General features: G+C 62.1%; 19 protein-coding genes and 1 pseudogene. 11 read left to right on the plus strand and 9 right to left on the minus strand.

Going from position 1 to position 24,790, the window contains the following annotated elements:
* The first annotated feature begins 89 nt into the window (after positions 1 to 89).
* From J5M71_RS23265 to J5M71_RS23275, 3 genes are all read left to right on the plus strand, one after another.
* Positions 90 to 365: a helix-turn-helix transcriptional regulator gene (locus J5M71_RS23265; RefSeq protein ID WP_207837520.1), complete on the plus strand. Its 276-nt coding sequence runs from the start codon at positions 90 to 92 to the stop codon at positions 363 to 365.
* Entirely contained in the window at positions 355 to 558 is a 204-nt protein-coding gene (locus J5M71_RS23270) for a hypothetical protein (protein ID WP_207837522.1), read from the plus strand. The genes J5M71_RS23265 and J5M71_RS23270 overlap by 11 nt, the downstream gene beginning before the upstream one ends.
* A 129-nt stretch (positions 559 to 687) precedes the next feature.
* A complete protein-coding gene (locus J5M71_RS23275; protein WP_207837524.1) occupies positions 688 to 1,305 on the plus strand; it encodes a recombinase family protein in 618 nt (205 codons plus the stop codon).
* A gap of 67 nt (positions 1,306 to 1,372) precedes the next feature.
* Here the strand turns inward: J5M71_RS23275 and J5M71_RS23280 are convergent, their stop codons facing one another.
* A complete protein-coding gene (locus J5M71_RS23280) occupies positions 1,373 to 3,133 on the minus strand; it encodes a recombinase family protein (protein ID WP_207837526.1) in 1,761 nt (586 codons plus the stop codon).
* Between the two features lie 38 nt (positions 3,134 to 3,171).
* On the opposite strand from J5M71_RS23280, the pseudogene J5M71_RS23285 reads away from it, so the two are divergent.
* Positions 3,172 to 3,708 (plus strand): annotated as a pseudogene (locus tag J5M71_RS23285) (ATP-binding protein); the annotation flags it as partial.
* A 176-nt stretch (positions 3,709 to 3,884) separates the two neighbouring features.
* Here J5M71_RS23285 and J5M71_RS23290 read toward each other — a convergent pair.
* Both J5M71_RS23290 and J5M71_RS23295 read right to left on the minus strand, forming a co-directional pair.
* On the minus strand, positions 3,885 to 4,253 hold the full coding sequence (locus J5M71_RS23290) for a response regulator (RefSeq protein ID WP_207837528.1): 369 nt from the start codon (positions 4,251 to 4,253) through the stop codon (positions 3,885 to 3,887).
* The gene (locus J5M71_RS23295; protein ID WP_207837530.1) at positions 4,250 to 5,242 is read right to left on the minus strand and encodes a response regulator; all 993 of its coding nucleotides are present in this window, start codon (positions 5,240 to 5,242) and stop codon (positions 4,250 to 4,252) included. The genes J5M71_RS23290 and J5M71_RS23295 overlap by 4 nt, the downstream gene beginning before the upstream one ends.
* A gap of 239 nt (positions 5,243 to 5,481) precedes the next feature.
* Here J5M71_RS23295 and J5M71_RS23300 point away from each other — a divergent pair, with 239 nt between their 5' ends.
* Positions 5,482 to 10,530, plus strand: coding sequence for an ATP-binding sensor histidine kinase (locus J5M71_RS23300; RefSeq protein WP_207837532.1), 5,049 nt, complete (start codon positions 5,482 to 5,484; stop codon positions 10,528 to 10,530).
* Between the two features lie 117 nt (positions 10,531 to 10,647).
* On the opposite strand, the gene ycaC (J5M71_RS23305) is transcribed toward J5M71_RS23300, so the two are convergent.
* Positions 10,648 to 11,274 (minus strand): isochorismate family cysteine hydrolase YcaC, encoded by a 627-nt coding sequence (gene ycaC, locus J5M71_RS23305; RefSeq protein WP_004375560.1) that lies wholly within the window; start codon positions 11,272 to 11,274, stop codon positions 10,648 to 10,650.
* Positions 11,275 to 11,347: 73 nt separating this feature from the next.
* Positions 11,348 to 11,710, minus strand: a complete 363-nt coding sequence (locus tag J5M71_RS23310) for an AraC family transcriptional regulator (RefSeq protein WP_207837534.1) — start codon at positions 11,708 to 11,710, stop codon at positions 11,348 to 11,350.
* A 180-nt stretch (positions 11,711 to 11,890) separates the two neighbouring features.
* Between J5M71_RS23310 and J5M71_RS23315 the strand changes: the two genes are divergently transcribed.
* From J5M71_RS23315 to J5M71_RS23325, 3 genes are all read left to right on the plus strand, one after another.
* The gene (locus tag J5M71_RS23315; protein ID WP_207837537.1) at positions 11,891 to 12,865 is read left to right on the plus strand and encodes a GlxA family transcriptional regulator; all 975 of its coding nucleotides are present in this window, start codon (positions 11,891 to 11,893) and stop codon (positions 12,863 to 12,865) included.
* Positions 12,866 to 13,107: 242 nt separating this feature from the next.
* Positions 13,108 to 14,895 (plus strand): monovalent cation:proton antiporter-2 (CPA2) family protein, encoded by a 1,788-nt coding sequence (locus J5M71_RS23320; RefSeq protein WP_207837540.1) that lies wholly within the window; start codon positions 13,108 to 13,110, stop codon positions 14,893 to 14,895.
* A 514-nt stretch (positions 14,896 to 15,409) separates the two neighbouring features.
* On the plus strand, positions 15,410 to 15,703 hold the full coding sequence (locus J5M71_RS23325) for a hypothetical protein (protein ID WP_015272306.1): 294 nt from the start codon (positions 15,410 to 15,412) through the stop codon (positions 15,701 to 15,703).
* Positions 15,704 to 16,054: 351 nt separating this feature from the next.
* Here J5M71_RS23325 and ycaC (J5M71_RS23330) read toward each other — a convergent pair whose 3' ends face one another.
* On the minus strand, positions 16,055 to 16,684 hold the full coding sequence (gene ycaC / locus J5M71_RS23330; RefSeq protein ID WP_013974760.1) for an isochorismate family cysteine hydrolase YcaC: 630 nt from the start codon (positions 16,682 to 16,684) through the stop codon (positions 16,055 to 16,057).
* 280 nt (positions 16,685 to 16,964) lie between these two features.
* Between ycaC (J5M71_RS23330) and J5M71_RS23335 the strand changes: the two genes are divergently transcribed.
* The 3 genes from J5M71_RS23335 to J5M71_RS23345 all read left to right on the plus strand — a co-directional run bounded on the left by J5M71_RS23335 (position 16,965) and on the right by J5M71_RS23345 (position 20,984).
* Positions 16,965 to 17,876, plus strand: coding sequence for a LysR substrate-binding domain-containing protein (locus tag J5M71_RS23335; protein WP_046613664.1), 912 nt, complete (start codon positions 16,965 to 16,967; stop codon positions 17,874 to 17,876).
* 245 nt (positions 17,877 to 18,121) lie between these two features.
* Positions 18,122 to 19,384, plus strand: a complete 1,263-nt coding sequence (locus tag J5M71_RS23340) for an OprD family porin (protein ID WP_207837543.1) — start codon at positions 18,122 to 18,124, stop codon at positions 19,382 to 19,384.
* 1 nt (position 19,385) lies between these two features.
* Positions 19,386 to 20,984 (plus strand): MFS transporter, encoded by a 1,599-nt coding sequence (locus J5M71_RS23345; RefSeq protein WP_207837545.1) that lies wholly within the window; start codon positions 19,386 to 19,388, stop codon positions 20,982 to 20,984.
* Between the two features lie 102 nt (positions 20,985 to 21,086).
* On the opposite strand, the gene J5M71_RS23350 is transcribed toward J5M71_RS23345, so the two are convergent.
* The 3 genes from J5M71_RS23350 to J5M71_RS23360 form a co-directional block, all read right to left on the minus strand.
* Complete coding sequence (locus J5M71_RS23350; protein ID WP_347709872.1) at positions 21,087 to 22,928, minus strand: amidohydrolase; 1,842 nt, start codon at positions 22,926 to 22,928, stop codon at positions 21,087 to 21,089.
* A 369-nt stretch (positions 22,929 to 23,297) separates the two neighbouring features.
* Positions 23,298 to 24,116, minus strand: a complete 819-nt coding sequence (locus tag J5M71_RS23355) for an alpha/beta hydrolase (RefSeq protein ID WP_063912206.1) — start codon at positions 24,114 to 24,116, stop codon at positions 23,298 to 23,300.
* A gap of 39 nt (positions 24,117 to 24,155) precedes the next feature.
* On the minus strand, positions 24,156 to 24,722 hold the full coding sequence (locus J5M71_RS23360) for an antibiotic biosynthesis monooxygenase (RefSeq protein WP_082888279.1): 567 nt from the start codon (positions 24,720 to 24,722) through the stop codon (positions 24,156 to 24,158).
* Between the last annotated feature and the right edge of the window lie 68 nt (positions 24,723 to 24,790).

Below are 24,790 nucleotides of genomic sequence, written 5' to 3' on the forward strand. Positions count from 1 at the left end.
GCTACTGCCAAGAGGAAGAATATCTGATTTTCAGATATCCGAAAAGCAGATATAGCTTGCATGCTGCCCCTTGACAATGGACCAGCAGCATGACTAAAGCGATCTATCGTAGAGAGTATGAGATTTTCCTGGCGCTCATAAAGACGAAACGCGCGTCAGCAGGGCTAACGCAAACAGAGTGCTCGGCTGCATTAGGGAGGCCACAATCCTTTATGAGTGACGTAGAACGCGGTTCTCGAAGACTGGACATCATTCAAATCCATGATCTATGTACGGTGTTCGGCTGCGATTTTGTCGCATTTATGCGTGAGCTGGACGAAGCTATAGCCACTCTCTCAGGGAAAAGAATTGACCATGCAGAATGATGAAATCGTGGCGAATGCACTTGAACAGCTTCTGCTTAACCAAACGGCGCTACGGGCAGCAATAGAAGAGGTGTCAAGCTGGGTAGCACAGCGTGGCAGCGTGAATACCCATGAAAATGTCTTGATGGCTTTACATGCCCTAGACGCTGGAAGTGTTTCCATCGTCGAGTCCATAGAGAAGCTGCGTTCCTGAATCGATCGTTTATCTCTAACTAAACGATTGGCGAAGAAATGCTCTCAAAGACTATCAAAAATCACTTGATGATAGCCATATGATAGGATTATCATTAGTCTATAGACAAGCATGATAAAGGATAGAACCTTGAGTACTCACTTGTACTTACGTGCCAGTACCCGCGATCAGGATGCGAACCGAGCAAAAAACTCGCTGCTTGAATTCGCAAGACAAAAAAACTTGTCTGTCGTTGCGGTATATTCTGAAAATATCTCCGGCACTCAGCTAGAGCGACCTGAATTAAACCGACTTCTGGAATGTGCCAAGCAAAGCGACATACTCCTAGTAGAATCAGTGGATAGACTCAGCCGGCTATCCATTAACGACTGGGAGAAACTCAAGCATACGATTAAGTTAAAAGGACTGCGTTTGGTAATAGCTGATTTACCGACTAGCCATGAAATGTTTGGTCAAGGAATCACTGGGGAAGTCATGCAGGTTATCAACAGTATGTTGATTGATTTGATGGCGACGATGGCTCGCCTCGATCAACAGAAACGTGTGGAACGTATCCGCGAAGGCTTGATTAACAAACGCATCAATGACCCGACATGGTCTCCCAGAGGAAAGCAAAAGAACAAAGAGTTATGGGATCGTGTGAAATCTATAATTAGTCGCAACCCAGACCTTAGCATGCAGGAAGTAGCTAAGCTTGCCGACTGCGGGGTTGCGACAGTCTACAGAATTAAGAGGGAGGCCCCCTAGATGGAGGGGGATGAGGAAATCTAGGGGTGTCTCAATTCGGTCTAAACCGGGAAATTGAACCTTTCGCTTATTCGTATAGGTCCGCCAATCTTGAAATACCAAAATCACGCAGCGGTCTATGGAGAGCAAAAGGTCGCGCGAGATTTGTTAAAAGCGTTCCCCCCTGCTTGACATCCATAGTAACGATACGAGAGTCCGGATCAAACTCAAAGTAAAAGTTGATAGCCTGTGACTTGAAAAAACTATTGAGTTCTAATCTTCCAGGCTCGGTAGAGAACTTTTCAATTAGATCATTAACATCTGCTATTTTGACATCGATATTCGCCGAGTCGACCTGCGCACCAAGTTCATCTACGACTTGAACTTGAGTAGCTATATCAAGCTCTAGGTCAGCAAGCTTTCGAATCAATACTTTCGGAATAGCACCATCATACTGACTTAAGCTTTCATCATAATTTGCATATGTAGTTTTGAGTTTAGCTAGTTTCTCGGTCTCTTCCCGCAGACTTTTTCTTAACCGACTTTCCGAGAGAGGAGAAGCGGTAAGAAATTTTGAGAATCCATTCCTTAGTTTCCGTATCTCTGTAAGTACATGTTGATCTTTTTCGCTGACATGGACCTCTCGCTTGATAACCGTGATCTCTGAAGTCACGGATTTTAGGTTAGAATACTTTTTTCTCAGCCAAGCATTCACGTTTGCGTCGTCACGAATTCTTCTAAAGCCTACAGGCTTATTCTCTGCCTCAGTAAGTAGTTTTGCTAAGCTCAACAACATGCCGAACGCAAGGTCGAAACGCATCCGCTGCTCACAACCACCCTTCAACTCTTTTTTGGTTGAGCAGTGCAAATATGCATACAATTCGTTTTTTGAACCCCTCTGACGTTCAAAAAACAAACTGGCCCCACATTTCCGGCACTTGACTACATGCCGAAAAATATTGACGTGCCCAACTGTGGACTTGCCGTATTCTGTTTTACGCTTACGTGATGCAATCGCAGCAAGGGCAGATTGATACTCAGTATACGAAACTATATTTGGATAATAGCCATCTATATATTCTTCAAAAATTCTATCATAGTTCTCGCCACGTCGCTGAGACATGAGAACGCCAATTGGATATTTGGACTGTATCATTAGTGAAACTGCCTTAGGCGTCCACTTTCGTTTGGAATCCTTATTAACCTCTTTGATGGCGTTGGAAACCCCCATCACTTTTAACAGCTCAAAAATTTTCCTGATCTCAGCTGCTTCTTCTTCCACAACGACGAAAGCCTCAGCGTCCTTATCGTATCGAATACCGTAAGGAGGACGAGCAGCATTAAATTTCTTACTGCCGGATACTGCTTCTCTCTTTGCTTTTTTCCATGCCGACCGTCTTCTCCTTGACTTCTCAGCCGACTCGTTATTTGCCCTTTCAGCGATAAGTCCAATTTTCATCAACGTTCGAAAATCCTCGGCAGGATCATCATAAGAATAAGTCTGCCTGTCCGCCGTTGTGAATATTCTTACGCCACGTCTTAGAATAGATTGTAGTAAATCGACCCCATTGATTAGACGTTGACGAGTAATACGATCAATGGACTCGACTACCACATAATCGCCTGCCTCTATCTCTCCTGACTCTATGCGGTCAAGCAGGCTTTTCAATTTTCCCTTTTTTGCATTATCACCGCGAAACGAGGACACCCCTTCATCAATAAGAACTTCGACTACTGGGATTCCAGACTCCTTTGCGAAGCTTTCGAGCGGACTGACCTGCCGATCAACCGAATCGCCGGTCTCCTGGATAGTTGATGAATACCTCACATACGCGTAAGCCTTAGGCATCAGTATCTCCTTTTATGTGAGTATACCCCCCTCCGTTCGAGTCGGGCGAGATCGTGATTGCCCGGGCCCGCGACAAGGTGCGTTTCCCCGCACGTTTCCAACTGGTGGCGGCAATGAACCCCTGCCCTTGTGGCTACCTGGGCGACCCTACCGGCCGCTGCCGCTGCAGCACCGAGCAGATCGCGCGGTATCGCAACAAGCTGTCCGGGCCGCTGCTGGACCGTATCGACCTGCACCTGACCGTGGCCCGGGAGAGCACCACGCTGAACAACCAGCCCTGCGGCGAGACCAGTGCCGATGTCGCGGCCAAGGTGGCCGAAGCGCGCGAAGTGCAACAGCGGCGGCAGGGGTGTGCGAATGCGTTTCTCGACCTTGAGGGATTGCGCCGCCATTGTGGGTTGGCGGCGGCGGACCAGGCTTGGCTGGAGGGGGCCTGTGAGCGGCTGTCCCTGTCGTTGCGCGCGGCACACCGGTTGCTGAAGGTGGCGCGAACGCTGGCGGATCTGGAGGGTAGCCAGGCAATTGGCCGGGCGCATCTTGCCGAGGCGCTGCAGTACCGGCCAGGGAGCAGTTAGATTGCGGCGAGCATTACCTCGCTACAAGCATATTGATTGCGCAAGTGTGCTGAGATGGCGGTTGAAGCTATCGGCCTCTTCGCGGGCTTGCCCGCTCCCACAGGTACTGCACAGTTCTTGAGACCAGCGCAGTACATGTGGGAGCGGGTTCACCCGCGAAAGGGCCGCTACAGGCTTCACTGGCTGCCCACCAAAGCATCCTCAACCACCTTCAGCAGCACCTCTTCGGAAAATGGCTTGCCCAGGCACACCAGTGCCCCAAGCGCCATCGCCGCCCGCACCGCCCCTTCATCCCAATGCGCCGACATGCAGATCACCGGCAAACCCCACCCCAGCCGGGCCAGCTCGCGTTGCACCGCCAGCCCGCTCATCCCAGGCATCTTCAGATCGAGCAGCACACACCCCGCCTGCCGTGCCAATGCCGAGGCCAGGAACAGGTCCCCCGCAGCGAACGACAAAGTCTCGAGCCCTGCCGAACGCAGCAGGTTGGCCAGGCTTTTGCGCACCGACGCATCGTCGTCGACGATGCACACCGCTCTGCTCATGCGCCGCCCAGGCCCTCAGGCTGCAACCCGATGACGTTGTGCATGGCCACCAGCTCCAGCAGTGAACGGGACTGCATCTTGTTCATGATGTTCTTCTTGTGCACCTTGGTCGTCACCTCGCTGGTGCCGATCTGCCTGGCGATCTGCTTGTGCGACAGGCCGCCGACCACCAACGAGAACACCTGGCGCTCGCGCTGGGTCAGGCGCTGGTATTTTTCCTCGACCTGCCGCGCATGGCGCCACTTGCGCCCCTCGGCCACGGCACGTGCGCGCACCGCCTGCAACAGTGTCAGCAGCTGGTCTTCGTCGAACGGCTTGGTCAGGAACTCCACGGCCCCGGCGCGCATGGCCTGGACGGTCATCGGGATGGTACCGAAGCCGGTCATGAACACGATCGGCCAGGGCAGCGCCAGCCGGCGCAGCGCGTCCTGCACCTCCAGGCCGCTGGTATCGGGCAGGTGCATGTCCAGCAACAGGCAGGCATAGGGGGTTTCCAGGCGGGCCTCGAACAGTGCCTCGGCACTGGCGAACAAATGATGCGGGATGTCCTGCGAGCGCAGCAGACGGCCCAACGCCGTGCGCACCGACGGGTCGTCATCCACCACCAGCACCGGCACGTTCAAGCGCTCATCGAACAGCTCGACAGTGTCGGCCACAGCGCACAACGGCGACTTGTCCAGCGCCTTGCCAGGTACTTCGAGGCTGATCTCGGCGGCCAGGCGGTAGCCCCGGCGCGGCACGGTCTGGATCAGGCCGCGGTCGCCAAAGGCCTTGCGCAGCAAAGACACCTGCACCTGCAAGTTGTTGTCCTCGACCACCGTGCCGGCCCATACCTGGCTGAAGAATTCCTCCTTGCCGACCACCCGGCCATTGGCCCTGATCAGCGTGGCCAGCACCTCGAAGGCACGCCCGCCCAACAGGACCGGTTTGCCGTCAACAAAGGCTTCGCGCCGCTCCAGCGACACCTGGGCATTACCGATTCGGATCATGGCTTCCTCGCGCGGGCACAGGCGTATTCGCAGCCCCGCCAGCCTAGGCCTGCGTACGCATTCAGACAATTATCCCGAGGGATAGGTTGGCTTGAGGACTATACAAAAGCCCGCCAGCCCCCAGGGGACGATAACGGACAACAGCGTGCCCGTTCCTGCCAGGCCGGCTGCAGCCCGCATCCGTACTGGGCCGGCTGCGTATACTCGCGCTTCATGATGTCGCTAGCAGGGGGTGCTTTATGCTCGATGAACGCCTTGCCCACAGGCCCATCGATTACGACCAGTCGGTGGATGAGGGCTGGCTGAACCGGTGCGATATCAGCGCGCTCGGCCAGGAAGGTGAGCTCAGCTACTTCCGTCTTCAAGACCCTGCCACCCACCAGGCCTGGATAGCCGTACGCGCCCCGCGCGAGGCCCCAGCCGCCTGCCAGCGCCTGGAGCGTGACTACCGCCTGCAACTGGACCCGCAGTGGGCGGTGATCCCCTCGGCGCTCGTACGTTCGGCCGAAGGCCCGCTGCTGGTGTACCCGGCCGACCGCTCCCTCGCTGACCTGATCGCTGAAGGCCCGACGGCCCTGGCGCCGTTTCTCGAGATCGCGGTGAACGCGGCCAATGCCTTGGCCCAGGCGCACGAACGCAATGTACTGCACGGCGCGCTGCAGCCCGAGCATGTGTGTCTGCACGCCAATCAGCGAGTGCGGCTGGGCTGCTTTCGCGCCGACCCGGCGGAGCTGATCAGCGAACAGGGCACCCCGCTCGGCAACTGGGCGTACCTGGCGCCGGAACAGGTCTGCCCGCACGGCAGCAGCAGCGACCGACGCAGCGACATCTATGCCCTGGGCGCGATCCTCTACCAGCTACTGCTGGGCGAACTGCCGCTGGCCGGGCGCGACACCCAGCACTGGCGCCAGCTGCATGCCGGCGTGCAGCCGCGAGCGGCCTGCGAAGTGGACAGCAATGTGCCGCAACCCCTCAGCCGGATCCTGGCCAAGGCCTTGGCCAAAGAGCCGGACGCCCGCTACCAGAGTGCCCGCGCCCTGGCGGTGGACCTGGCCCACTGCCAGCGGCAGTGGGATGCCAGCAAGACCATGGAGGCCTTCGAACCAGGCTGTGCCGACCCGGTCACGCCCAGCCGTGCACGCCTGTATGGCCGCTGCGCCGAACAGAAAGCCATTGCCATGCTGCTCAAGGCCCTGCGCCGCGACAGCAATCCACATGCCCTGTTCATCAACGGCGCCGCCGGCATGGGCAAGTCGAGCCTGGTCGAGGCAGCTCTCAAGGCCAACGCCAAAGGCTACTGGGCCATCGGCAAGTGCAACAGCGTTGCCCAGTCCGTGTCCTACGCGCCCTGGGTCGAAATTCTCGGCGCGCTGACCACCCAGTTGCTGGCCAAGAACAGCCAGGACCTCGACACCCTGCGCCGCGAGATCCTGCGCCGCATCAAAGGCCATGGCCGACTGCTCGGCAAGCTGGCGCCAGACCTGCACCTGATCCTCGGCCCCCTGCCCGATCTGCCGGCCAAGCCCACGCGCCTGGCACTGCAGAAGGAGCAGCGCGCGATCGTCGAATTCCTGCAGGTGTTCAGCCGCCCCGGCCAGCCGCTGGTGCTGTTCTTCGATGACCTGCAGTGGGCCGACGACGCCAGCCAGCAGCTGCTGGCGCAACTGCTCGCTCACGCACCCGGCAACCTGTTGCTGATCTTCGCCCGGCGCAATGATGCGCCAGCCGGCAGTACACCCCTTGCCCTACCAGCAACGGTGCGCAGCACCACACTGAACCTGCAGCCCCTGGGCGTTGGGGCGGTAACCGAGCTGATCGGCGAGCGCTACCACGTCGGCCCCGAGGACGCATTTCAGGTGGCCGAACTGGTGCACGGCAAGACGGCGGGCAACCCGTTCTTCATCAATCAGATCCTCCGGGCCATGGTCGAGGACCAGCTGTTCACCTTCGACACCCAGGCCATGCGCTGGTCATGGTGCCTGCAGGCCGTGGCCCGCCATCGCTATTCCGACAATGTCGCCGACCTGCTGATCCACCGCCTGGCGCGCCTGCCGGCACCGCAGCGCAACCTGCTGCGGGTGGCTGGCGCTGCGGGCAGCCGTTGCGATGAACGCCTGCTTCACCAAGTCCTCGCCAAAGTGCCCGGCGAACCGTTGAAAGCCCTGATTGGCGCGGGTTTCCTGCAACCGGGCCAGAACGGCCTGGGCTTCGCCCACGAGCGGGTGATGGAGGCCGCGTACGCTCTCACGCCCGAGCACGAGCGTGCCTCGCTGCATGCACATATTGCCCTGTCCATGCGCCACGCCTGGCAAGATGACTTGCACGAGGTGCTGTTCGAGCTCGCCAACCAGCTGCAACGCGCCAGCCCATACGGGTTTGCAGCGGACGACTGCGAAGCGTTCCTGCAGCTTTTACGCGAAGCAGCATCACGCGCCCGCGACGACGGCGCCTTCGAGCAGGCCGCTGGCTACCTGCATACGGCCGAGCAGTTGCTGCACCACGGCGCCACGTTGGAAAGCCGCGCCACGCATGGCTTTGCCATCGCCTGCATGGCGACGGAGTGCGACATGCAACTGTCGCGAATGATCGCGGCCGAGGCCCGCATCACTGAATGCCGCCAGCGCGCACGCTCGGCGCTGGACCAGGCGCGGGTGTGCCGGCTGCAGGCTCTGCTGTACACCTTGCGCGGCGACTATCAGGCGGCCATCGACAGCGCCCTCTCCGGCCTGGACTTGCTGGGTACAAGCCCGGTGCGGGGGGGCGACTGGCAACAGATCGAAGCCAGTCATGCCCGGGTACAGGCGCTGGTCGAACAGAAAGGCCGGCACTGCCTGGAGTCGCTGCCGTGCACCGATTCGGAGGAAGTGACGGTTGCGATCAGCCTGCTGGCCACCCTGTCGTCATCGTTTTTCGTAAAGGACGACATCTGCTTCCTGCACCTGGCCAAGCTCATGGAGCTGTCGCTGCTGCACGGCGTTGCCCCGGGCAGCACCTACGGCATGGCCTGGTACGGGGTGATGATTGCCGAGCATTTCGGCGCCTACCATGACGGCCATGCCTGTTGCCTGGCCGCGCTCAAGCTGATCGAGCGGCACGGTTTCGAGGCCGACCTGACCAGCGCGCTACTGGCCCTGGACCAGGTCAGCGCCTGGACCTCGCCCATGGAGTTCGCCCGCCGCACCGCGCTGGACGCGGTCGACTCGGTGCGCCTGAGCGGCGACCTGGCGATGAGCTGCTATGCCTGCAACCACCTGGTTTCCGACTCGCTGTTCATGGGCCGCTGCCTGCCGGACGTGGTCGAGGAAGTGGCGCAAGGCCTGGCCACCGTACGCCGCCATGGCTACCGCGATATCGAGCAGATCCTGCAGGCCCAGCAAGCATTCATCGCCAACTTGAGCGGCACGCCCTGCCCGGCCGCGGGCGCAGTCTCGAAATCGCCCACCACGCGGTTCTTCCAGTACCTGCTGGCCGGCATGAGCGCCTTCTATCTGGGCAATATCCCGCAGGCCATGCGCAACCTGGCACTGGCCGGAGACAACACCTGGGCGGCACCGGCGCACATCAACCTGGCCGACTATCACCTGTTCCGCGGCCTGGCCCTGGGCAGCCCCGAGGCCGCTGGCAGCCTGGCCGACAAGCTGCGCGAGCTGCAGGCCCTGCGCGAGCGCTTCGACCGCTGGGCCAGCTTCAACCCGGCCACCTTCCGCAACAAGCTGTTGCTGATCGAAGGCGTGATCGCCAAGCTCGAGGGCGACGGCCTGGCCGCCATCCGCTGCTTCGACCAGGCACAGATCGCCGCCACCGCCGCCGGTTTCATCCACGAGCAGGCGCTGGCCCACGAACAGCTGGCCGAGGTGTGCATCCCCAGCGGCCTGATCTCCGGCGCCAACCTGCACCTGCGTATTGCCCGTGACTGTTTCCATATCTGGGGCGCGACCGGCAAGGTGCACCAGCTGGAAGCTTTGCACCCGTTCCTGCGCACCCAGCCGATCCAGGAAACCTACCGCGCCACCCACCAGGCCAAGCTCGACCTGGAAGTCGGCATCGAAGCAGCACGGGCACTGTCCGAGGAAGTGCTGCTTGAAGGCCTGATCGAAACCCTGATGGGCCACCTGACCCAGCACTCCGGCGCCGATCATGGTGCGCTGTTGATCGTCAGCGGCGCCGAATTCCAGATGGCTGCCCTCGCCCACATCGACGACGGCGGGCTGCACGTAAGCATGGACGACTGCCAGAAGTTCATGACCCAGGCGCCGCTGTCGATCGTCAACGCCACCATGCGCACCAAGAAGCCGCTGGTGCTCAATGATGCCCAGCGCGATTGCCCCGAGGCCTTCCGCGAGCAGCTGCAGGCGCGCAACGCCCGTTCGGTGCTATGCCTGCCGCTGGTGATCCAGGGCGTGCTGATCGGCCTGGTGTACCTGGAAAACCGCCTGGTGCCGAACCTGTTCGGTGGCCAGCGCCTGGCCATGCTGGAAATTCTCGCCTCGCAGGCGGCAGTGTCGCTGCAGACTGCCAAGTTCTACACGCGCCTGGCCGAAGACAACCAGACCCGCGCCCAGATGGAGGCCGAGTTGCGCCGCTCCCGCGCGGAGTTGGCGCGCGCCGCGCAACTGCAGGTGATGAACGAGCTGTCGGCGTCCATCGCACACGAGATCAGCCAGCCGCTGCTGGGCATCGCTTCCAACGCCGCTGCCAGCCTGCGCTGGCTGAAGCGCGCCAAGCCCGACCTGGAAGAGGCGATTGCCGGTCTGGAGGACATCCGCAACGACAGCGAACGGGCCGCCAACATCGTGCGTGCGCTGCGCTCACTGGCCAAGCAGTCACCAATGCAACTCAAGGCGGTGAAGCTGGACGAACTGGTCCGCGAAGTGGTGCGCCTGACCTCGGCCGATGCCGCCAAGGGCACGGTGGACGTGCAGACGCGGTTGCAGGCAGGGGTGAGCGTGATGGCCGACCCGGTGCAGTTGCAGCAGTTGGTGTTCAACCTGATTACCAATGGCCTGGAGGCGCTGGCGGGGTATCGCAGCGATGGGGTGCTGCGCATTGCGTTGGCGGTGGTCGGGGATGATGTGGAGGTCTGCGTGGACGACAACGGGCCGGGGATAGCTGCGGATGAGCGTGAGCGGGTGTTCGATGCGTTTCATACCACCAAGATCGGCGGCATGGGGATGGGTTTGGCAATCTGCAGCTCGGTGGTGCAGGCCCATGGAGGGGAGTTGCAGGCGCTGGTGTCGGAGCTGGGCGGGTGCCGGATTCGCTTTACGCTGCCTGTGAATCCTTCCTGAGCCTGTACCGGCCCTTTCGCGGGTGAACCCGCTCCCACAGGGAGAGTGCACAGCCTGAAAACTGCACGGTTCCTGTGGGAGCGGGCGTGCCCGCGAAGAGGCCGGTACAGGTTCACATCAACGGGCGCTCAAGGCCGCATAGCTGTTCATCAGGTTGCGGTAGTTGGGAATGCGCTGCGACAGCAGGTTACCCAGCCCTTCGATGTCGTTGCGCCAGTCGCGGTGCAGCTCACAGGCCACCGAGAACCAGTTCATCATCTGTGCACCCGCCTGGGTCATGCGCACCCAGGCCGCCTGCTGCACGGTTTCGTTGAAGGTGCCCGAAGCATCGGTCACCACGAACACTTCAAAACCTTCTGCCAGCGCCGACAGGGTCGGGAACGCCACGCACACATCGGTCACCACGCCGGCGATGATCAGCTGCTTGCGGCCAGTGGCCTTGATCGCCTTGACGAAGTCTTCGTTGTCCCAGGCGTTGATCTGGCCAGGGCGGGCAATGTAGGGCGCATCCGGGAACATCTCTTTCAGCTCGGGCACCAGCGGGCCGTTCGGGCCTTGCTCGAAGCTGGTGGTGAGGATGGTCGGCAGGCCGAAGAACTTGGCCAGATCGCCCAGGGCCAGCACGTTGTTCTTGAACTCGTTGGGCGAGAAGTCCTGCACCAGCGAGATCAGGCCGGTCTGGTGGTCGACCAGCAGCACCACTGCGTCGTCTTTGTTCAGGCGCTTGTAATCGGGTTGGCTCATCGGGGTGACTCCTTGGGTTGGGAAAACGGGCCGGCACTGTCTACAAGGGGCTATACCGGCGGATAGGTTCGGCTTAAGGGTGGACCTGCGCCTGACGCCAGGCCTTGGGCGGCTGGCCGACCAGGCGGCTGAAGGCACGGGTGAAATGGGCCTGATCGCAGAAGCCGCATTCCAGGCTCACGTGGGTGATCGGCGCCTCGGTGGCAAGCAGGCGCTTGGCCTTTTCCATGCGCGCCAGCAGGCGCCAGGCCTGGGGCGATAGGCCAGTGTTGACCTTGAACGCACGGGAGAAGTGACTACGGGTGAGGTTGCATACCCCGGCGATTTCGATGATTGACAACGAGCTGTGCAGCATCAGTTCCTTGGCCCGGCGCAACCGCGCAGGCGTCAGTGCGCCGACGGTTTGCTGCGGCGCTTGGGGCTTCCCGGGGTGCATGGCGACTCTCCTGTTCAATGCAGAAAGTCTCGCCCCCGGCACATGACAAAGTCCTGAGCCAAAACTGAATAGTTGTTAATTGTGCACTGCTGGCCCTGGCCGTTTTGCCGATACCTTAAGATGCGTTTCGTATTCAGCTTCAGGCCGCTAATGGCGGCCGGCATTCAAGGCAAAAGAGCCATGCAGGAAAAATCCGCCCACCGCACCGTGGCCATGGTGCTGTTCAATGATGTGCTGTTGCTGGATGTCACCGGCCCCATGGATGCCTTCGCCATCGCCAACCGGTTCTTGCCTGCCGAGCGGCAATACCGGTTGCTGACCTTGGCCGAGGGGCAAACGGCGGTGCGCGGCTCATGCGGACTGAAAGTGGTAGCCGACCTGCGCCTGGAGGACTTGCCGGAGGCCGTCGACCTGTTGCTGGTGCCAGGCGGCCCAGGGGCCTATGACATCGCCCTGCCAGGCATCGAGCGCTGGCTGCCCCAGGCCGTGCGCCGGGCCAGACGCTTCGGCGCCATCTGCACCGGGGTATTCCTGCTGGGCAGGGCCGGGCTGCTGGATGGCTATCGCTGCACCACCCACTGGAACTACCTGGAACGCCTGACACAGGCGTTCCCCGAGGCCAAGGTCGAGACCGAGCAGATCTACGTGATCGATCGCTGCCTGATTACCTCGGGCGGCATCACCGCTGGCATCGACCTGGCACTGGCGGTGGTGGCCGAGGATCACGGCAAGGCGCTGGCCCTGGAAGTGGCCAAGGTGCTGCTGGTCGCCCGCCATCGCCAGGGCGGGCAAACACCTTACGGGCCACTGCTGGCGGCTATACCGCGGGATGATTCGCCGATTGCCCGGGTGCAGGCGTATATCGTCGACCATATCGAGCAAGCCTTCACCGTGCAGAAGATGGCCGACCTGGTGGCCATGAGCGGGCGCAACTTTGCCCGTACCTTTCAGCGCGAGGTGGGGATCACGCCGCTGCAGTACGTGCAGAATGCGCGGATCGACAGGGCGCGCAAGCTGCTGGAAGGCAGCGACCTTCCGTTGAAGGTGGTGGCGGCGCAGTGCGGGTTTGGCAGTGACCGGCACATGAGAAAAGTGTTCTGCGAGCGGATTGGCATGACGCCGGCGCAGTATCGGGCGCAGTTTGGTGGCAGTTGAGTATGCAGATTTCCTGTGCCGGCCTCTTCGCGGGTGAACCCGCTCCCACAGGTGTTGGGCAGGCTTGAAGACACCGCTGTACCTGTGGGAGCGGGTTCACCCGCGAAGAGCCAGCACGACTGTCACCTGATTCAGGACAATGTGTCTTCCTCGCAGCAGATTGTCTGGCCCCCCCCACATTCACCAGAATTGTCCGCCAAACTGATCTGACGCTGCCCCGGCAGCTCATGGAGTACGAGCCCATGCCACACGAAGGCAGCCTTCTGCAAACCGCGGTGATCTTCCTGCTTGCCGCCGTCCTCGCCGTCCCCCTGGCCAAGCGCCTGCAACTGGGGGCCGTGCTCGGCTACCTGCTTGCCGGTGTGATCATCGGCCCGCAGGCGCTGGGCCTGATCCGCGACACCGAAAGCGTGGCGCACATTTCCGAGCTGGGCGTGGTCCTGCTGCTGTTCATCATTGGCCTGGAGCTGTCGCCCAAGCGGCTGTGGCTGATGCGCAAGTCCGTGTTCGGCGTCGGCACCGCCCAGGTGCTGCTGACCGGTGCGCTGATCGGCGCCATCGCCCTGTTCGGCTTCAGCCAGACACTACCGGCGGCCATCGTGCTCGGTCTGGGCCTGGCGCTGTCGTCCACTGCCCTTGGCCTGCAGAGCCTGGCCGAGAGCAAGCAGCTGAACGCCCCGCATGGCCGCCTGGCGTTCGCCATCCTGCTGCTCCAGGACATCGCCGCCATCCCGCTGATCGCCCTGGTGCCGCTGCTGGCCGCCAGTGGCCCGGACACCAGCCACGGCGACAGCCTGGAGCATGGCCTGAAGGTGTTCGCCAGCATTGCCGTGGTCATCGTCGGTGGCCGCTATCTGCTGCGCCCGGTGTTCCGCACCGTGGCCCGCACCGGCTTGCCGGAAGTGTCCACCGCCACCGCACTGCTGGTGGTGATTGGCACCGCCTGGTTGATGGAAGAAGCCGGTATATCCATGGCCCTGGGTGCGTTCCTCGCCGGCCTGCTGCTGGCCGACTCGGAATACCGCCACGAGCTGGAATCGCAGATCGAACCGTTCAAGGGCCTGCTGCTGGGGCTGTTCTTCATCAGCGTCGGCATGGGCGCCAACCTGCGCCTGCTGCTGGAAATGCCTTTGGTGCTGCTGGGCCTGACCCTGCTGCTGGTGGCCGTGAAGCTGGTACTGCTGATCGGCGTCGGGCGCCTGGCCGGTGGCTTGAACAGTGCCAGCGCACTGCGCCTGGGCATGGTGCTGGCTGCCGGTGGCGAATTCGCCTTCGTGGTGTTCAAGCTGGGCAAGGACCAGGGCCTGTTCGACACCCAGACCTACGACCTGCTGCTGATGACCATCACCCTGTCGATGGCCATTACCCCGCTGCTGATGATGGGCTGCGCCCACGCCCTCAAGCGCCCGCAACCGGTGCGTGAAGTGCCGGAGCATTACAAGCAGATCCAGACTGACACGCCTCGGGTGGTGATCGTCGGCATGGGCCGCATGGGCCAGATCGTCGCACGCATCCTGCGGGCACAGAAGATTCCGTTCATTGCCCTGGAAACCTCGGTGGACACCATCGAGATGACCCGTATGTTCGAACAGGTCCCCGTGTTCTACGGCGACCCGCTGCGCCCGGAAGTGCTGCATGCGGCCAAGGTGGGCGAGGCGGAGTACTTCATCATCACCATCGATGACCCGGAAGCTGCCATTCACACCGCGGAACGGGTGAAACGCCTGTACCCACACCTGAAAGTGCTGGCCCGCGCACGTAACCGCCAGCATGTGCACAAGTTGGCGGATGTCGGCGCCGAGCCGATTCGCGAGACGTTCTACTCCAGCCTGGAGATGACCCGCCGGGCATTGGTGGGGTTGGGGTTGAGCGAGGCGCAGGCGGCGGACCGGATTGCGCGGTTTACCCAGCATGACGAAGAGGTGCTGGTGGCCCAGGGGCAGGTGCGTGATGACCGGGCCAAGGTGATGCAGACGGCCAAGGAGGCCCGGGCGGAGTTGGAGCGGTTGTTTGATTCGGATGCGGATTGAGGGTTGGCGCATCGATTCAGGAAGAGGGCTCAGGCCCTCTTTTGTATTTTTGGCTTGAGATTGTCTGGGTCCGCTGCGCGGCCCTTCGCGGGCACGCCCGCTCCCACACGTACTGCACCGCTTGCCAGGCTTGCGCTGTTCCTGTGGGAGCGGGCGTGCCCGCGAAGGGCCGCGCAGCGGACCCAGTGCACAAAAATATCAGCAGCATCCTACTTCGTTGCGAGCCATTTCCTACTCAGCCACACCATCTGACGAATTATCCTACGCACCTTGTCGAAGCCCGTCTGATTGTCCGGGGAAAGCCTGCTCTCTAGGCTTGCCGGGTCGCTGTCGGTTCAGCGATCGGGTGTGGAAACCCGGCAGGTAAATCGGAATAGCTGTTGTCATGGCAGCTGCGCGCGGGAGGCCGAATGGCCTGCCGGGGTTCCGATAGCCTGGCTTTCCACCCCGCGTGCAGCCGCCACCCTTCGCGTGGAAACGGATGGTGCCGGCCAACCTCTATCGGAGTTTGGCTATGAAAAAAATTGTCCCCAATCCACCTCTTCCCGACACCAAAGAGCGCGCTTTCAGCCGCTGCGATGCCGGCCATCCACCTTTGTTCACAGTAAACCCGGGCGTCTCTGCCCACGACGCCCTGGTGCATGTCGCCCAGTACCTGCGCGGCGCCTACGACTGTGGCTACAAAGCCCTGGAACACCTGGATGAAACCGGCAAGAGCCTGTTCTGGAGCAACCTGAATGCGCTCGAAATGGCAGAAGGATTGGTTGAGGCATTGCTGGATGGGATTGAGTCGCAGCCCATGAATTGATGTTGTCTTTGCTGGCCTCTTCGCGGGTGAACCCGCTCCCACAGGGGGTGTGTTGAAGGGAATGTCAGTACCAGTCACGGAAAAGGGCCACTGTTTCCAGTGGCCCCATCTGATGCTTGATATTCATATACACACCCTCAAGCCGGGGTGTGGAGGTCTCACCCTACACTGATGATTCAGCCATCGGTGGGGTTCCTGATCCAGTTACTGCCGCTGAATGACAACTGGCTTCGCACTCGGGTGAAACGCTAACAACGCCCTCCATACAGGTCAACGGCTGGAACAAAGTGCAACAAAAAGGCCGGTTTCCTGCAGAGGAAGCCGGCCTTTTTGCATTCAACTAACGGGCTGTTACTTACCCGCAGTCAGCGCGTTGTAGCTGGTAATCAGATTGCGATAATCCGGAATGTGGTTGGAGCACAGCGCCGCCAGCCCTTCGATGTCGTTGCGCCAGTCGCGGTGCAACTCACAGGCCACGCCGAACCAGGTCATCATTTGCGCGCCAGCGCGGCTCATGCGGTCATGGGCAGCATCGCGGGTCATTTCGTTGAAGGTGCCGGAAGCATCGGTCACCACGAACACTTCGAACTCTTCTTCCAGGGCCGACAGTGCCGGGAACGCTACACAGACCTCAGTCACTACACCGGCAATGATCAGCTGCTTCTTGCCAGTGGCCTTCACCGCCTTGACGAAGTCTTCGTTGTCCCAGGCGTTGATCTGGCCTGGGCGGGCGATGTACGGGGCGTCCGGGAACAGGGCTTTCAGCTCTGGTACCAGCGGGCCGTTGGGGCCTTGTTCGAAGCTGGTGGTAAGGATGGTCGGCAGGTTGAAGAACTTGGCCAGGTCGGCCAGGGCCAGCACGTTGTTCTTGAACTTGTCCGGCTCGATGTCACGGACCAGGGACAGCAGGCCAGCCTGGTGGTCGACCAGCAGGACAGCGGCATCGTCTTTGTTCAGGCGGTTGTAGGTGAATTTGCTCATGGTCTGTGCTCCTGAGGGTTATGAATTTTTCAGCATTCGGGGGTGTTTCGCGTTGATGGGCACAGATTAAAATCATCACCTTTGTGGCGGTAGATAGCAGAATTTGGCTTTAGCGTTCTGATTTATGAACGATAGATTTGCAGGGCCTGTGCCGGCCCTTTCGCGGCTAAAGCCGCTCCCACAGGGATGGCGCCGGGCTTGAGCCCTGTGCAGTACCTGTGGGAGCGGCTTTAGCCGCGAAAGGGCCGGCACAGGCAACCAAGTACCTGGAGACCGATCATTGGAAGACCTCAACTCCCTCTACTACTTCACCCAGGTAGTCGAGCACGGTGGCTTCGCCCCGGCTGGCCGGGCGCTGGACATGCCCAAATCGAAGCTCAGCCGGCGCATCGCCGACCTCGAAGACCGCCTGGGCGTGCGTCTGCTGCATCGCACCAGTCGTCACTGCTCGCTCACCGAGATCGGCCAGGCCTACTACAACCGCTGCCTGGCCATGCGCGTGGAAGCCGAGGGTGCGGCAGAGATCATCGAGCGCAACCGCAGCGAGCCGCGCGGCCTGGTGCGTATCAGTTGCCCGACTACCCTGCTCAATTCCTGGGTCGGGCCGATGCTGACCCGCTACATGCTCAAGTACCCGCAGGTGGAGCTGTTCATCGAGAGCACCAACCGCCGCGTCGACCTGCTGCACGAGGGTTTCGACATCGCCCTGCGGGTGCGCTTTCCGCCGCTGGAGAACACCGACATGGTGATGAAGGTACTGAGCAACAGTACCCAGTGCCTGGTCGGCCAGCCGCAGTACCTGGAGCAACTACCCAAGGGGTTTGACCCACAGCTGCTGGGCACGCTGCCCAGCGTGCATTGGGGCAGTGCCCAGCGCGAATACCAGTGGGAGCTGTTCCAGGGTGAGGACAGCAGCCGCAGCATCGTCATCCCGCATACACCGCGCATGGTGACGGACGACCTGTTTGCCCTGCGCCATTTCGTGGTGGCGGGGGTGGGTATTGCGCACCTGCCGCGGGTGGCGGTGCGTGAGGACCTGGCGGCGGGGCGGCTGGTGGAGTTGTTGCCGGACTGGCACCCGCGTTGCGGCATCGTGCATGCGATCTTCCCGTCGCGGCGGGGCTTGCTGCCATCGGTGCGGGCGCTGATCGATCATCTGGCCGAGGAGTTTGCGATCAGCGACATGGCTTGAGCCGGTTGCCGCCTGTGCCGGCCTCTTCGCGGGTAAACCCGCTCCCACAGGGTCACCACTAAATCCAAGGCCTGTGCAGTACCTGTGAGAGCAGGTCACCACTAGCTCCAAGGCTTGTGCAGTACCTGTGGGAGCGGGTTTACCCGCGAAGAGGCCGGAACAGGCAAACCAGCCAGAGCACACACATACAAGCCCCCTTGCCTATCCTTCATCCACAATCCCGGATCATCCCCCCTGGAGCCCCCATGATCCGCGCCACCCACGGACCAGGCCGCGCCCTGCTCGCCACCCTCGCCCTGTACCCGGCGCTCAGCCAGGCTGACGAACCCGGCTGGTCACTGCTCAGCCGCAATTATTTCCTGCACAGCGACTTCCGCTCACCGTCCGGTAGCGGCCAGAACTACCGCCAGGAATGGGCCCAGGGTTTCATTGGCGAGATCCGCTCCGACTTCACCGAGGGCACGCTCGGTGCCGGTATCGATGCCCACGGTTTTCTCGGCCTCAAGCTCGACGGCGGCCGCGGCCATGCCGGCACTGGTCTGCTGCCGCGCGACAGCGATGGCCGCTCCGAGTCCGACTACTCAAGCGCCGGCGCCGCACTCAAGCTGCGCCTGGGCAACACCCAACTACGCTACGGCGAAATGACCGTGGAAACCCCGGTGTTCGACACCAGCGACAAACGCCTGCACCCGGAGTACGCCACCGGCTGGTTCCTGGACAACACCGACCTGCCCGACTGGCGCCTGCAGGCCGGGCGCTTCACTGCCTTCAACAACCAGGACAACAGCTCCAGCCATGATGATTTCAGCGGCTACGGCGCCACCACCGACAAGCGTGCCATCAGCCTGGCCGGTGCCGCGTTCGCTCCCGACGGGCCATTCGGTGGCGCGCTGTACGCTGGCCAGCTGGAGGATACCTGGCGCCAGGCCTACCTCAACCTGAACCTGGCCGAGGGCAACTGGCGCCTGGACGGCAACCTGTACAAGACGCGCGACACCGGCAATGCCAGTGCCGGGGCAATCGATACCCTCGCCTACAGCCTGCTGGCCAGGTACAGCTTCGGCGCCCAGGCGCTGAGCCTGGCCTACCAGAAGGTCGAGGGCGACACCCCGTTCGACTTCGTCGGCGGCGACTCCATCTACCTGGCCAACTCGATCAAGTACGCCGACTTCAACGGCCCCGGCGAGCGCTCGTGGCAACTGCGCTACGACCTCAACTTCGCCACCCTCGGCGCCCCCGGCCTGAGCCTGATGGGCCGCTACGTCAGCGGCCGTGGCATCGACGGCAGCCATGCCCCGGCGGGCGGCGCCTATGTGGGCCAGTACGGCGACGGCGGCAAGCACTGGGAGCGCGACATCGACCTGAAATACGTGGTGCAGTCGGGCGCCGCCAAGGACCTGAGCCTGGCGTTTTCCCACGTCAGCCACCGCGCCAACCAGGCCCAGGCCGGCGATGATATCGACCGGATCTACCTGATCATCGAATACCCCCTCAAAGGCAGCTTCTGACATGAGCACGTCCCCTTCAGGCGCCTGGAGCCCATTGCGCAACACCACCTTCCGCATGCTGTGGATTGCCACCATCGCCTCCAACATCGGCACATGGATGCACGAGGTGGGCGCCGGCTGGCTGATGACCACGCTGTCGGCCAGCCCGTTGCATGTGGCCCTGATCCAGGTAGCCGGCTCGCTACCGATGTTCTTCCTTGCCCTGCCGGCCGGTGCGGCTGCGGATATCGTCGACAAGCGCCGCTACCTGTTGCTGGTGCAACTGTGGATGTCCGCGGTGGCAGTGGCGCTGGCGGCCCTGACCCTGCTCGGGCTGATGAACGTCACCCTGCTGCTGGTGCTGACCCTGGCGCTGGGCATCGGCACGGCGTTGATGATGCCGGCCTGGAGCGCGCTGACACCGGAACTGGTGGGCAAGGACGACCTGGCCAATGCGGTGGCGCTTTCCAGTGTCGGTATCAACGTGTCGCGCGCCATTGGCCCGGCCCTGGCGGGCGTGGTGGTGAGCATGGTTGGCCCATGGCTGACCTTCGCTCTGAATGCCATCTCGTTCGCCGGGGTGATCCTTGTGCTGTTCCTGTGGAAGCGCGAGGTGAAGGAGCCGCTGCTGCCAGCCGAGCGTTTCGTCGGCGCCATGCGCACCGGGCTGCGTTTCGCGCGCAGTGCCAAACCCTTGCAGGCGGTGATGTTGCGCGCCTTGGCGTTCTTTTTCTGTGCCAGCGCCGGCACCTCGCTGCTGCCGTTGATCGTGCGTGGCGAGATGCACGGCACCGCTGCCGATTTCGGCGTGCTGCTGGCGGCCATCGGCATCGGTGCGGTGGCCGGCGCCACCTTGCTGCCACGCCTGCGCGAACGCATCAGCCGCGACCGCCTGGTGCTGCTTGCCAGCCTGCTGTATGCCCTGTTCCTGCTGGCCCTGGCGCTGGTGCGCAACTTCTACGTGCTACTGCCGGCAATGCTGCTCAGCGGCGCGGCGTGGATTGCCGTGCTATCCAACCTGCAGGTGGCGGCGCAGACCTCGGTGCCGGCCTGGGTGCGGGCGCGGGCGTTGTCGGTGTACATCCTGATCTTCTTTGGTGCCATGGCCTGCGGCGGGTTGCTGTGGGGCACGCTGGCCAGCCATGCAACGATCACCTCGAGCCTGCTGCTGGCTGCAGGTGGCCTGGCGCTGGGCACGCTGCTGACCTGCAAGGTGACGCTGCCGGAAACCGCAGCCGAGGAGCTGACGCCGTCACTGCATTGGCCGGTGCCGCTGCTGAGCGACGACATGGACAAGGAAAGCGGGCCGGTGATGGTCACCGTGGAGTACCACGTTGACCCGGCCAAGGCCGAGGCGTTCCAGCAGGCAGCGCGAGAGCTGGAGGCGATGCGCAAGCGCAATGGCGCGTTGTCGTGGGGGTTGATGCGCGACAGTGCGGACCCGGCGGTGTGGCTGGAGTTTTTCTTCGAGGAGTCGTGGCTGGAGCATTTGCGGCATCACCACCGGGTGACCCGGGGTGAACTGAAGATCGAGGCGCGGGTGCGGATGCTGCAGACCGATGGGGTTGAGGTGAAGATCCGGCATCTGCTGGCGGGTGGGGAGCACAAGGCTCACCATTGATGTTGGTTTTTCCGGCCTCTTCGCGGGCTCGCCCGCGAAGAGGCCAGCACAGAAGGAACAAAAAAGGGGGCCAATAACTGGCCCCCTTTTCATCAGCTCAGCTTAGAACGCGAAGCACGAGCAACCCAGCGCACCCCAGAAGCCCTGGTAGTCATTCACCGGCACGCTCGAATGCCGTGCCTTTTCATGGCTGTGCGCATGCACCCCGCATGGCCCGCTGCACTGGTGCACGACGGCTGCCAGCGACGGCGTGCCCACGCGCCAGTGGCCCGGCACCTTGGTCACCGGCGACCACTCCGGCAGCACCGGCACCTGGGGCGGGCCGAGCTTGTCGAATTCCGCCGCGCCATACACTACCTTGCCATCGACCACGGTAAGTACCGACTCAATACCTTTGATCGCCTCTTCATCGACACTGAAGAAGTCCAGCGACAGCGCCGCCAGGTCGGCCAGCTGGCCCACCTTGATCTGGCCCTTCTTGCCCTGCTCGCTGGAGAACCAGGCGCTGCCCTGGGTGAACAGTTGCAGCGCAGTGTCACGGCTGAGACCTTCCGGGTACAGCTCCATGCCACCGACGGTCTTGCCGCTGACCAACCAGTACAGCGAGGTCCACGGGTTGTAGCTGGACACGCGGGTGGCGTCGGTACCGGCGCCGACCGGCACGCCCATCTCCAGCATGCGCTTGATCGGCGGGGTCTGCTCGGCCGCCTTGGCGCCGTAGCGGTCGACGAAGTACTCACCCTGGAAGGCCATGCGGTCCTGGATGGCGATACCGCCGCCAAGCGCACGCACGCGCTCGATGTTCTGCGGGGTGATGGTTTCGGCGTGGTCGAAGAACCACGGCAGGCCATTGAACGGGATGTCGCGGTTGACCTTCTCGAACACGTCGAGCATGCGCGTGATCGATTCGTTGTAGGTGGCGTGCAGGCGGAACGGCCAGCGCTGCTCGACCAGATGACGCACCACCGGCTCCAGCTCTTGCTCCATGGTCTGCGGCAGGTCCGGACGCGGTTCGAGGAAGTCCTCGAAGTCGGCGGCAGAGAACACCAGCATTTCGCCGGCGCCGTTGTGGCGCAGGAAGTCGGTACCACTGTGCAGCTTCACGCTGGAGGTCCACTTGCGGAAGTCGTCCAGCTCTTCCTTGGGCTTCTGGGTGAACAGGTTGTAGGCAATGCGCACGGTCAGCTGGTTGTTGTCGGCCAGCTCCTGGATCACCTGATAGTCGTCCGGGAAGTTCTGGTAGCCGCCGCCGGCATCGATGGCACTGGTCAGGCCCAGGCGGTTGAGCTCGCGCATGAACTGGCGGGTGGAGTTGACCTGGTATTCCAGCGGCAGTTTCGGCCCTTTGGCCAGGGTGGCGTAGAGGATCATCGCGTTGGGGCGGGCGATGAGCATGCCGGTCGGGTTGCCGAACTTGTCGCGCTGGATCTCGCCGCCCGGCGGGTTGGGAGTGTCCTTGGTGTAGCCGACAGCCTTGAGTGCGGCGCGGTTGAGCAATGCACGGTCATACAGGTGCAGCAGGAATACCGGGGTGTCCGGCGCGGCCTGGTTGATTTCTTCCAGGGTCGGCATGCGTTTTTCGGCGAACTGGAACTCGTTCCAGCCACCGACCACGCGCACCCACTGCGGGGTGGGCGTACGTGCAGCCTGGTCCTTGAGCATGCGCAGGGCATCGGCCACCGAAGGCACGCCCTCCCAGCGCAGTTCCAGGTTGTAGTTCAGGCCACCCCGGATCAGGTGCAGGTGCGAGTCGTTCAGGCCAGGGATGACCGTGCGCTGCTTGAGGTCGATGATCTGCGTGGTGGCGCCCTTGTGGGCCATGGCCTCGGCGTCGTTGCCCACGGCGATGAAACGGCCATCCTTGATGGCGACGGCGGTCGCGGTGGGCTTTTCACGATCAACGGTGTGCAGTTTGCCGTTGAACAGGATCAGATCGGCGGTCATGGAACCTCCTTGGGTGGATGCGTAAGCGGAACCGGTAAAAGGCAATGCGGACCAGAGCGCGCCGGCGGCACCGAGCACGGTGCTGGTGGCGAGGAACTGGCGACGGGTCTTGTCGTTGCGGTCCTGGGACATGGGGTTCTCCGTCTCTGGGTGCGGCGGCGGCAGGCGCAACTGCAGAGCATGCCGGTTGGTGTAGGGGCAAGGCTTGGATGGATGTGCGGTGGGTGGTTGAAGGTTAGCCCCGTTCGGCATTTGTGCTGCCTGGGCTGGCCTCTTCGCGGGTGAACCCGCTCCCACAGGGACACCACAGGCCTGTATGACTGTGGTATCCCCTGTGGGAGCGGGTTTACCCGCGAATGCCTCCCACCATTACTTCTGGAGGAATGCCAGCAAGTCCTCATTCAGCTGCTGTGCATGAGTCACCGCAAACCCGTGCGGCGCCCCCGCATACACCTTCAGCTCAGCCCCGCGAATCAGCTCCGCCGCCCGCTTGCCGGTGCTCTCCAACGGCACGATCTGGTCGTCATCACCGTGGATCACCAGAGTCGGCACATCGACCTTGGCCATGTCCGGACGGAAGTCGGTTTCGGAGAAGGCGGTCACGCAATCCAAAGTGCCCTTGATCGACGCCATCAGCGCGATGTTCAGGGTCTGGGTCTGCACCCCCTGGGACACCTGCTGCCCATGGTTGATGCCATAGAACGGCGCCGCAAAATCGGCGATGAACTGCGCGCGGTCGGCACGCAGGCCGGCGCGGATACCCTCGAACACCGACAGGTCGACACCTTCAGGGTTGTCGTCACGCTTGCCGAACACCGGCGTTACCGCGCCCAGCAGCACCAGCCCGGCCACCCGCTCGCTGCCGTGGCGGGCGATGTAGCGGCTGACGTCACCGCCACCCATCGAGAAGCCCACCAAGGTCACATCGCGCAGGTCGAGGTGTTCGATCAGCTGGGCGATGTCATCGGCGAAGGTGTCGTAGTCGTAGCCGCTCCACGGCTGGCTCGAACGGCCGAAACCACGGCGGTCGAAGGCGATGGCGCGGTAGCCGCGGCTGGCCAGGTATTCCATCTGCGAATCCCACATGTCGGCATCCAGTGGCCAGCCGTGGCTGAACAGCACAGGCTTGCCGCTGCCCCAGTCCTTGAAGTAGATCGAAGTGCCATCGCGGGTAACGAACGTGCTCATGTCGGTATCTCCTTGAAAATGTCGAGGTAAAGGCCTGGCTCAGCCGCGCAGCCAGTTGGCGCAGCGGCGGGTTACCCAAGGCATGATGTAGAACACCACGGGCAGGATGACGAACAGGTTGACGATCAGGTTGCTGGTGATCGCGCCCCCCAACTGCGGGAAGCGTGCAAACAGCGGCGCCAGCAGGTGTGGAATGATCATGGTCATCGGGCAGATCACCAGATAGGTCAGCAGCGCCTGCTTCCAGCGCGGCGGTTGCGCTGCGTTGGTGCTCGGCGGGGTGAACCAGAATTCCGGGTCGTCGTGCACCTGGGTGTGGTCACCACCCTCGAGCAGCGGCAGTACTTCGCTTACCAGTGTCTGGCGCTCGGCCGAGTTGACCCAGGCCTGCAGCAGGCTGGCATCGGCGAAGCGCACCACGGTGGTGAAATGCAGCCCGCCGTCGTCAGGGCGGATGACGTTGACGTCCAGGTGCCCCGGCTGGCGGCGCGCGGTGCTGACCGTGCGCTTGAGCCATGCTTCGTAGGCCGCCAGCGACGCGGCGCGAACCTTGTGCTGGATGACCAGGGTCACCACGTTGCGGTTGTCTTGGGGTGCGGTGTTCATCGGCGTTCCTTGGGATGAGCTTGCCCGCATCCACTGTGCAACGGCGGACGGGCGCAGGATTGGACAGG

Origin of the sequence: Pseudomonas sp. 43(2021), assembly GCF_017490805.1 — a bacterium.
Lineage (GTDB): Bacteria > Pseudomonadota > Gammaproteobacteria > Pseudomonadales > Pseudomonadaceae > Aquipseudomonas.

Excerpts from the sequence above, each read along its gene's own strand:
- J5M71_RS23265 (WP_207837520.1), top strand. The coding sequence starts at position 90 with ATGACTAAAGCGATCTATCGTAGAGAGTATGAGATTTTCCTGGCGCTC.
- J5M71_RS23270 (WP_207837522.1), top strand. The coding sequence starts at position 355 with ATGCAGAATGATGAAATCGTGGCGAATGCACTTGAACAGCTTCTGCTT.
- J5M71_RS23280 (WP_207837526.1), bottom strand. The coding sequence starts at position 3,133 with ATGCCTAAGGCTTACGCGTATGTGAGGTATTCATCAACTATCCAGGAG.
- J5M71_RS23290 (WP_207837528.1), bottom strand. The coding sequence starts at position 4,253 with ATGAGCAGAGCGGTGTGCATCGTCGACGACGATGCGTCGGTGCGCAAA.
- J5M71_RS23295 (WP_207837530.1), bottom strand. The coding sequence starts at position 5,242 with ATGATCCGAATCGGTAATGCCCAGGTGTCGCTGGAGCGGCGCGAAGCC.
- J5M71_RS23300 (WP_207837532.1), top strand. The coding sequence starts at position 5,482 with ATGCTCGATGAACGCCTTGCCCACAGGCCCATCGATTACGACCAGTCG.
- ycaC (WP_004375560.1), bottom strand. The coding sequence starts at position 11,274 with ATGAGCCAACCCGATTACAAGCGCCTGAACAAAGACGACGCAGTGGTG.
- J5M71_RS23310 (WP_207837534.1), bottom strand. The coding sequence starts at position 11,710 with ATGCACCCCGGGAAGCCCCAAGCGCCGCAGCAAACCGTCGGCGCACTG.
- J5M71_RS23315 (WP_207837537.1), top strand. The coding sequence starts at position 11,891 with ATGCAGGAAAAATCCGCCCACCGCACCGTGGCCATGGTGCTGTTCAAT.
- J5M71_RS23320 (WP_207837540.1), top strand. The coding sequence starts at position 13,108 with ATGCCACACGAAGGCAGCCTTCTGCAAACCGCGGTGATCTTCCTGCTT.
- J5M71_RS23325 (WP_015272306.1), top strand. The coding sequence starts at position 15,410 with ATGAAAAAAATTGTCCCCAATCCACCTCTTCCCGACACCAAAGAGCGC.
- ycaC (WP_013974760.1), bottom strand. The coding sequence starts at position 16,684 with ATGAGCAAATTCACCTACAACCGCCTGAACAAAGACGATGCCGCTGTC.
- J5M71_RS23340 (WP_207837543.1), top strand. The coding sequence starts at position 18,122 with ATGATCCGCGCCACCCACGGACCAGGCCGCGCCCTGCTCGCCACCCTC.
- J5M71_RS23345 (WP_207837545.1), top strand. The coding sequence starts at position 19,386 with ATGAGCACGTCCCCTTCAGGCGCCTGGAGCCCATTGCGCAACACCACC.
- J5M71_RS23350 (WP_347709872.1), bottom strand. The coding sequence starts at position 22,928 with ATGACCGCCGATCTGATCCTGTTCAACGGCAAACTGCACACCGTTGAT.
- J5M71_RS23355 (WP_063912206.1), bottom strand. The coding sequence starts at position 24,116 with ATGAGCACGTTCGTTACCCGCGATGGCACTTCGATCTACTTCAAGGAC.
- J5M71_RS23360 (WP_082888279.1), bottom strand. The coding sequence starts at position 24,722 with ATGAACACCGCACCCCAAGACAACCGCAACGTGGTGACCCTGGTCATC.